This window comes from Lysinibacillus sp. UBA6686 (genome assembly GCF_002455205.1).
Lineage (GTDB): Bacteria > Bacillota > Bacilli > Bacillales_A > Planococcaceae > Lysinibacillus > Lysinibacillus pakistanensis.
In genome coordinates this window covers 7,175-15,890 of sequence record NZ_DKJS01000071.1, presented here as the reverse complement: position 1 = coordinate 15,890, position 8,716 = coordinate 7,175, and the positions used below count along the sequence as shown (strand labels likewise).

The 8,716-nt window shown below is 33.5% G+C and carries 10 protein-coding genes; 8 read left to right on the top strand and 2 right to left on the bottom strand.

Annotated features, from left to right (window positions below; genetic code table 11):
- Positions 1–74: 74 nt before the first annotated feature.
- Positions 75–1,739: a methyl-accepting chemotaxis protein gene (locus tag B2R82_RS18785; RefSeq protein ID WP_286926386.1), complete on the bottom strand. Its 1,665-nt coding sequence runs from the start codon at positions 1,737–1,739 to the stop codon at positions 75–77.
- Between the two features lie 365 nt (positions 1,740–2,104).
- On the opposite strand from B2R82_RS18785, the gene B2R82_RS18780 reads away from it, so the two are divergent.
- Both B2R82_RS18780 and B2R82_RS18775 read left to right on the top strand, forming a co-directional pair.
- Positions 2,105–2,623, top strand: a complete 519-nt coding sequence (locus B2R82_RS18780; RefSeq protein WP_286926385.1) for an RNA polymerase sigma factor — start codon at positions 2,105–2,107, stop codon at positions 2,621–2,623.
- On the top strand, positions 2,620–3,636 hold the full coding sequence (locus B2R82_RS18775; protein ID WP_286926384.1) for a DUF4179 domain-containing protein: 1,017 nt from the start codon (positions 2,620–2,622) through the stop codon (positions 3,634–3,636). Before B2R82_RS18780 ends, B2R82_RS18775 begins: the two co-directional genes overlap by 4 nt.
- Before the next feature lie 265 nt (positions 3,637–3,901).
- On the opposite strand, the gene B2R82_RS18770 is transcribed toward B2R82_RS18775, so the two are convergent.
- Positions 3,902–4,237 (bottom strand): hypothetical protein, encoded by a 336-nt coding sequence (locus B2R82_RS18770; protein ID WP_286926383.1) that lies wholly within the window; start codon positions 4,235–4,237, stop codon positions 3,902–3,904.
- A gap of 171 nt (positions 4,238–4,408) precedes the next feature.
- Here B2R82_RS18770 and B2R82_RS18765 point away from each other — a divergent pair, with 171 nt between their 5' ends.
- The 6 genes from B2R82_RS18765 to B2R82_RS18740 all read left to right on the top strand — a co-directional run bounded on the left by B2R82_RS18765 (position 4,409) and on the right by B2R82_RS18740 (position 8,560).
- Complete coding sequence (locus B2R82_RS18765) at positions 4,409–4,912, top strand: GNAT family N-acetyltransferase (RefSeq protein ID WP_286926382.1); 504 nt, start codon at positions 4,409–4,411, stop codon at positions 4,910–4,912.
- Between the two features lie 27 nt (positions 4,913–4,939).
- The gene (locus B2R82_RS18760; RefSeq protein WP_286926381.1) at positions 4,940–5,110 is read left to right on the top strand and encodes a hypothetical protein; all 171 of its coding nucleotides are present in this window, start codon (positions 4,940–4,942) and stop codon (positions 5,108–5,110) included.
- A 22-nt stretch (positions 5,111–5,132) separates the two neighbouring features.
- Complete coding sequence (locus B2R82_RS18755) at positions 5,133–6,098, top strand: alpha/beta hydrolase (protein WP_286926380.1); 966 nt, start codon at positions 5,133–5,135, stop codon at positions 6,096–6,098.
- Positions 6,099–6,435: 337 nt separating this feature from the next.
- Positions 6,436–7,293, top strand: coding sequence for an ABC transporter ATP-binding protein (locus B2R82_RS18750; protein WP_286926379.1), 858 nt, complete (start codon positions 6,436–6,438; stop codon positions 7,291–7,293).
- Between the two features lie 4 nt (positions 7,294–7,297).
- Positions 7,298–7,912 (top strand): ABC-2 transporter permease, encoded by a 615-nt coding sequence (locus B2R82_RS18745; protein ID WP_286926378.1) that lies wholly within the window; start codon positions 7,298–7,300, stop codon positions 7,910–7,912.
- 270 nt (positions 7,913–8,182) lie between these two features.
- Positions 8,183–8,560, top strand: coding sequence for a GntR family transcriptional regulator (locus tag B2R82_RS18740; protein ID WP_054771273.1), 378 nt, complete (start codon positions 8,183–8,185; stop codon positions 8,558–8,560).
- Positions 8,561–8,716: the final 156 nt, after the last annotated feature.

The following is an 8,716-nucleotide window of genomic DNA, read 5'->3' as shown; positions in this document are numbered from 1 at the left end:
TTGATTTCATTGACATAATAGTATTTCAACAACATGTAAAAAAGCTGATTCATAATTGAATCAGCTTTTTTACATTAAATAGTGAATTTTTTCATTTCGTCTCTTAAAGCATCAGCAATAGCATTTAGGTCTTTAGCTTTTTCAGAGACAGTCTCGATGCTTTTAAGCTGTTCATTTGCGGAGGCAGAAACTTGTTCTGTACCTGCAGAAGTTTCTACGGCAGAAGCAGATATGTTTTGAACTGCACTAATGATATGCTCCTTGCGTTCATCCATCTCATTAGATAAAAGTTTCACCTCTTGTGCCACTTCACTCGTTTGATCTAGAGCTGTCTTTATTGTATTAAAAATCTCACTAGTATCCTTTGTAGCTTTTGCATTTTGTTCGACAACGCTAAGGCTCGTATTAATTTCCTGCACAGCACTTTTAGAAATGTCCTGAATGGCAGAGATTTTATTCTTAATATCCTCAGTAGCATTAGATGTCTGTTCAGATAATTTTCGAATTTCATCAGCAACAACCGCGAAACCTTTACCGGCTTCACCAACACGAGCTGACTCAATAGAAGCGTTTAGAGCTAATAAATTAGTTTGCGTTGCGATATCTGTGATTGTATTAACAATACTTGATATATCTGATGAAGTTTTATCTACTTCTTGAACGATGTTACTTACCTGTTGTGAAGATTCGCGATTCTTCTCTGACCAAATAGAGAGTTGGTTGACAGTTTCTACACCTTGATTACTTAAATGATCAATATCCTCTGTCATGGAAGCAATCTTCTCTGTATGCTCTATAACACGATCAATATTTCCAGATAGTTGATTTAATTGTTCAGCACTCTTTTCTGTATCATGAGCCTGTTCTTCCGTAGCTTTTGCTATTTCATTAATGGCTGAACTAATTTCGTCAGTCGTACGTACTGTATCTTCTGCTATTTGAATAAGAATCTTAGAGGAATCTGATAACTCAGAACTAGTATTATGTATGTTGTTGGTAACATTCTTTAATGCAGAGCGCATGCTAGAGATGCCTTTTGCCATGAGACCAATCTCATCTGGATGATTTAATAGCTTATCTAACTCAGGATTTTCAGTAAAGTCTAAGCCAGCAGTTTGATGAATAACCTTTTCGAGATTCTTAATGGCAGCAACAATGCGACCAATAATCCACCACATTAAAGTACCTATAATGATGAAACTTACTATACCTGTAATAATCTGATAGCCTAGTACGGAGTTTGTAATAGATTGAATACCGCTTTCAGGTACCCCAATATCAATTACTCCATACAGCTCGCCATCTTTATATATAGGCTCCATGATATCATATGTCCATATTCCTTGAACTTCAGCATACCATCTTGTAAATTGCTTTTTTCCGTGTTTAGCACCATCGATTGTGTATGTATCATCATATGTTTTTCCTAATTTTCCTTTATCACTGTGCGCCACAGCTTTTACATTGGTATCAATGACAATAGCATAAGTGACATTATCTTGTTGTTCTTTTAACTCCACAAAATCTTGTAGAGATGAGATGGGATCATTCTCAGAATTTAATATAGTTTCTGCTTGCTTTGCGATTTCATAGACCTGTTCATTGGCTTTCTCAATTAAAACTTCTTTGCTATTTTTCCCAACAATCCACACGCCTAATACAGAATTAATTACAGATGACAATAACAGCAAACCTAATGTAAAAAACAATAATCGTCGCTTAATACTTTTACTTTTCATATTTTTCCCCCTTCGAGTTTTTAGGAACTTTATACCTATGGAAACTCAAATTTTAAGTATAGTATTATGCAATAAAACAGGGATGTCAATAAAAATTAATAAACTTATTACTTATATTGTGTCGAATCGGGGTCTAAAAGTCCCTTTATTTTCCGACAATTTTATGAAGCTTTAAATACGTCGAAAATACCTATTTTCGGAGATAAACAGTAAGCTTTTTTTAAGTACATGAATAGAAAGATTAATTGCTTGAAAATTTGTTTCGTTTGTTGCTTTTTAGTGTTATTAAATAATCAATCAATGAATGCAACTAACTATCAATCAAAATGCTCTAACGGTATATAAGAGAAAAAAGAGGTGCTGACATGCAATCCAAGTTTCTAGTGAAAAAAGCAAAGAAGGGAGATGGAGAAGCTTTTATACAATTAATCCGTCAATACGAAATGACACTTTATCGGACGGCTAAACGACTTGGTTTGAAAGATGAGGATATTGCAGACCTTCTACAAGATACGATTCTGACAGCGTTTGAAAAAATAGATTCTTTAAAAGAAGCGAAATATTTTAATACATGGATTTGTCGAATTCTTTTAAATAACTGCTACCGATTTATGAGGCAGGATCAGCGTACTGTGCCTCTGGATGTGACGACTTTGCATGAACTGCGACACCAAGATCAAATTTCTCTTGAGCTCGATGAAGCATTAGAGAGTCTAGATGAGAGCTATCGCATTGTTTTAACACTTTATTATGTGAATGGACTCACGACAAGGGAAATAAGCGAATTTCTTCATGAATCAGAAGGGACGATTAAGTCGAGGATTTCCAGAGCGAAGCAATATCTGAAAAATAATTATTATGTTGAGGAGGCACAATTACTATGAAAAAATCATTAGACGAGCGTTTACATGAGGAAATGAATAGAGAGCAAGAATTACCAGATATTGTGCAGAAAGCTTTTAATCGTTCCTATACCGAGATTCGCTCTAAATCAAAGAAAAAGACAAAAAAACGTTGGTTGAAGCCTATTTCAGCTGCGGCAGCATGTGTAGTGCTCGCTTCGGGTGTGATTTTATCTAATGATACAGCGATGGCCAAACTAAAAGCGTTTTTAGGGTTTGATGACGCTGGGATTGAACTTGCTAGTCAAAATGGAGAAGTGCAATATGTCGGTGTATCGCAAAGTTCACAAGATATTACGGTTACACTGGAAAATATATTTGCTGATGCTTTCCGTGTAGGGTTGCAAATGGAAATTTTGCCGAAAAATATGGATATAAAGGATATTAATCACGTAGGCATTGAATACCGTATGTTTGATTCTACAGGAAAAGAAATTGATGCCCTTATCTCAGATACAAAGCCTCTTACTTCAAAAGGTTTTACGGGTAATGCTGAGGAGCAAATGCTGAAAGGAACCGATGAAACCATAATTTATGAACTTCTATTACAGTCGAATGAACGGGCGTGGCCTTCTCTAGATAACGCTCAATTAGTAATTGAAACAATTCATTTCCATACAGAAAAGAAAGGGATTGTTTCAATTAATGGAGAATGGCCATTTACATTGAAACCAATGAAGGTTGTAACACAATCATTTGAAGCGGAAAAAGCTGTTGAGGGCATTCAACTTCAATCAGCAACCCTTACGAATGGCTCTATGCATGTATCTTTAATAGTCGACGCAGATCTTTATGAGGATGAAAATCAATTTTTTGAATGGGCATTAACAAATGACAAGGGAGAGTCCTATTATGCACGAGGAGCCAATATAAAATCAATAGATGGGAAAACTATAGTTAATTTAGTATATCCTTATAGTATTTGGGATGAAAAAAAGCAAGTAAGTTTAACTATTAAAGGCTTTGGAAAATTAACATTAACCAGTAAGAATTAATGGACGCTTAACAGCTCATGCTAATGATGTTGATCCATTTAGAACCAACTTGTGTTGCAAGCATAAGGGAATATAAATTTGTATTATTTGTTAATATATCTCATAGTTGCACCATTATCTTTAAGCAAATAGGAAAATTAGGTATTCATATAACGAAAGATACCATCATGTATGATTTACTGAAAGAAAGTAAATATGTTGCTCAGTAAGCTGATTCAAAATGATGAATCAGCTTTACTAGATTATAGAAGTAAATTTTTATCCTCTATTTCAGGACGCCAATATATTTATTTGCTAATGACAGATTTATTACTTTGTCATCTTTTTTATAAATGACATTATGACCATCCATTTTAACCTGCTTCCATCCACTCTTTTTAATCATTATACGATAGCCAAGAGGAACCTCTGTACCTGTGGATTTTCCCCATGTAAAGCCATTACCATTCGCACTTTCACTCTCTAACGTTGCCTCCTTTGGGATAGGGAAATCATAGAATTCATGTAAGTACACATAATGCTTATCTACGTTTACATAATAATAGACACCTGTACCAATTAGCAAAGCAAGAGCGACAATCCATGCTAAAATGCGTTTCATCAAATTATTTCTCCTCTATATAAGTTCTATTCATCAAAACACAAGCCTTCTTTAAAAGTTTGATAATATCTAAACTCTTCGTTAAGATAATATTTAAAGATTATCTGTTATTTTGTAACAAATTATACAACAGAAAACATCTTTTGAAAAAGGCAAGAGGGGCGAGTAAATTTGGAAATATCTATTTATAAATTACAGGAAAATGATGCGCAAGAATTATTTATTTTTGAAAAGAATAATCGATTATTTTTTGAGCAAATGGTACCAAGCCGTGGGGAAGATTATTATAAATTTGAAACATTTCAAGAGAGACATAAAGAGCTTTTAGCAGAGCAACAGGAACAAAAATCAATATTTTATTTAATTAGAGACAACATGGGTAATATTGTAGGAAGGATAAATTTAGTGGATATTGATGCAACTAATAATTCTGCTGAAATCGGCTATAGAGTGGGGGAAGAATACGGGGGAAATGGGATAGGAGCTAAAGCTTTAAAGCTATTACTAGAAACAGAGGGCACTATCAAGAAGTTGAAGGCAAAAACAACAACTCATAATATTGCTTCCCAGCGAGTCCTTGAAAGAAATGGATTTAAACAGGTAAGTATCAGTGACGAGAAATTTGAAATGAATGGTCAGGAGTTACGATTTGTCTCCTATATATTAGAACGTTAGAAAAAAAGGGAGGTGACATTTAAAACAGTGAAATTTTTGAAAAAACCCTATAGTTATATTTTATTAGCTATCTTTACATTGTTTAGTTTCATTGTAAACTTTAAAACAACATGGGCAGCTATCCTTTTAGGAATCAGCTTTGTAGGCTTCTTATTTTTAATGTATTTAGATAGAGGTGACTTTAAAAAATCAGAATAATTCTGGTTAGCTTAGGAGAGGGATGAATAATAAGCTAGTGTTCAAAAGAATTGTACAAATGTTACTCATATTAATGGCATTATTTCTGTTAACCATTACAACTAGTTATATAAATCATCAAATACAATTATCCAAAGAAGAAAAACGATTTACACCCATTGGGAAGATGGTAGAGGTTAATGACCATAAAATGCATGTATACATAGAAGGAAAAGGTGAAGAAACGCTAGTATTTATGTCTGGAGGGGGCACCAGTGCACCTGTTTTAGATTTCAAATCTTTGTATTCCTTGTTAAGTGATAAATATAGAATTGCTGTCGTTGAAAAGGCAGGCTATGGATTTAGTGACATTACAGATGCTAATCGAGATATAGAGACGATTTTACAGGAAACAAGGGAAGCTCTATTAAAATCAGGTGTTGAGGGACCCTATATTTTATTTCCTCATTCAATGTCTGGGATTGAAGCTCTGTATTGGGCTCAGATTTATCCAGACGAGGTAAAAGCAATTGTTGGATTGGATATGGCTGTTCCTGCTGCATATGAGGATTATGCTATAAACATGTCAATGGTTTATTTAAGTGCCCTTGCTGCAAAGATTGGCATAACGAGATGGATTCCGGGTCTTGCTGAGAGTGATGCGATGAAGTATGGAAATCTAACAGAGGAAGAGAAGGAACTGTATAGGGTAATTTTTTATCGCAGAACAGTAACTAAGAATATGATTAATGAAGTGAAGAACATAAAGGCAAATGCAAAAAAGGTAGAGACCTTAGAAACCCCAAATGTCCCTATACTTTTATTTTCATCGAATGGGCAAGGAACAGGCTGGGATAAGGATACATGGCTTGACTTTCAAAAGGATTTTATTAGTAAGAATAAAGATGGTGAATTCATAAAATTAGATTGCGCCCACTATATTCATGATTTTGAATTTAAGCGAATTGCTGACGAGTCAGAAAAATTTATAGAAAGTTCTAACTTTTAAGCAGAATCTTTAAAATGTAATAATCTCCAGGCTATTTGTGCGTTGTTTTAAATTGCCATCGAGGAAAATACAAATTAATCTAAATTAACGTTAGGCATACAGTCATTTAATTTGACTGTATGCCTTTATACTTCAAAAAGAGAGACATATGTTACAGTTTCATAGTGATTTACTATGTAATGAAATTTTTATATTGAACATTAAAAATTAAAACTTGCAAAATAAGTTTATGGTGTGTATATTGTATATAGAGTATATATACATTATTTAGACGAGGAACATTTGTCTTAAGGAGCTCAAGGGAAATACTTATATTATTGTATACGGAGGATGGATGATGGAAAATGTCATTGAATTACAGCATGTTCATAAATCTTTTAAGGGATTTCAGATAAAGGATTTCTCTATCAACGTGAAAAAGGGTTTTGTAACTGGATTTATCGGTGGAAATGGTGCAGGGAAATCTACAACAATCAAATTGATTATGAACTTACTAAAGCAGGATAGTGGCACTGTTTCAGTGTTTGGGATGAATTACAAGAAGCATGAAAAAGAAATAAAGGAACGTATTGGCTTTGTCTATGACGAAAATGTCTTTTATGAAAATGTAACATTAAAGGATATGAAAAGGATTATTAAACCAGCCTATAAAAACTGGGATGATAATGCCTTTCAACGTTATGTTGATCAGTTCGAACTACCATTGAATAAAAATATGAAGACCTTTTCGAAGGGGATGAAGATGAAAGCTTCATTAGCCATAGCCCTAGCTCATCATGCAGAATTGATTATTATGGATGAGCCAACTGCTGGGCTCGATCCGATATTTCGTAGAGAGCTACTAAATATACTACATGAATTAATGCAAGATGAAGATAAAACGATTTTCTTCTCGACCCATATAACAACAGATCTGGATAGAATTGCAGATTATATTACCTTTGTTCATAATGGTGAGCATATATTCACGAAGGAATTTTACAAGATTGAAGAGGAATATGCCATCGTCAAAGGGACATTGAATTTATTGGATCAGGAAACGGAACGAGAGTTTGTTGCCATCCGTAAATCGAACACAGGCTTTGAGGCGTTAACTGCGGATAAAAATCGTGTGGCGAACATATTTGGGGATTCTGTCATTATGGAAAAACCGACGCTTGAAGATATTATGTACTATACGAAAAAAGGATGGTAATGGGATGGTTAATCTAATACTTAAGGATGTTTTAATTCAAAAGAAATTAATTTTAATATACATTGCTACAATTATACTCTATTTATTTATAGATGTGTCCCTAGTAAAGATAGGATTCTTATATAGTATGGCTTTTATCACTCAGACCTTTGCTTATGATGAAAAAGATAACGCTAATATTTTGCTTAATTCGCTACCATATACGAGAAAGGAAATCGTTAGTTCGAAATATATTGGTTCATTGGTATATACATCAGTAATTATATTCATTACTTCTATAGGTGATTTCTTCTTAAATGGAAAAGAGGTATTGTTTTTATGGAAAGATATATTGCTAATTATCGGTCTTGTTATGGTCACTTTGTCATTTATACTGCCAATCTTTTATAAATTTAAAACGCAATCTTTAATGATTGCTGTAGGTGCTTTATTTGGAATATATATTTTAATCATTAAATTTTTATCTCCTAGTCTTAATGGTACACTAAGAGAATTGATACAAAAGTTCATGACTTTACAAGAAACGCAAATGTATTTCGTAGCTATCCTTACAATCATTATTTTATATGTTGGATCGTGGCTACTATCTATTCGTATATATGCGAGAAAAGTTTTTTAAAAGAAACAGCTTGAGTCCAGCGATGTAGGCTCAAGCTGTTTACGTGCTTAAACAAGGTCCCCTATCAATAAACGGATAATTTCCGTGAGGCAGAAAATTATACTCTAAACAATATACAATGTAATCTTTATGTGAAAGACATTATAAATTCCATTTTACAACGGACGAAATAATTAGCGTATTGAAATAAAAATTCTAATGGTTCATGCTAACGAAAATAACTGATGTCTTCATGTGCTAATCACATAAAAATAAAGAAGAGGTATTTGTATGCAAATTATTATTTCAAACAGTTCAAAAGAGCCGATTTATGAGCAGATTTATGCTCAAATCAAAAAGCTTATTTTAACAGGTGAACTGCAAGAAGGGCAGTCATTGCCCTCTATGCGCCAGCTTGCAAAGGATTTAGAAATTAGCGTTATTACAACAAAACGTGCTTATGAAGAGCTAGAGAAAAACGGGTTTATTTACTCTATTGTGGGAAAAGGTTCATTCATCTCTGAACAAAATAAGGAAATGATGAGAGAAAGAAAAATAAAGGTAGTCGAAGAAAATCTGTTGATTGCCATTCAAAATGCTAAAGAAATGAACATTGACTTAGCAGAGCTCAAAGAAATGCTCACACTATTGTATACAGAGAATGAGTGATGGAGACAGCTGTTAAATTCGTGTGGTGAATATATTTGGAGATACGGTTATGGTGAAAAAGCGTACCCTCATATGCAATATACGAAAAAAAGGATGGTAATTGGATGATTAACCTTATACTTAAGGATGTTTTAATACAAAAGAAAATAATTTTAT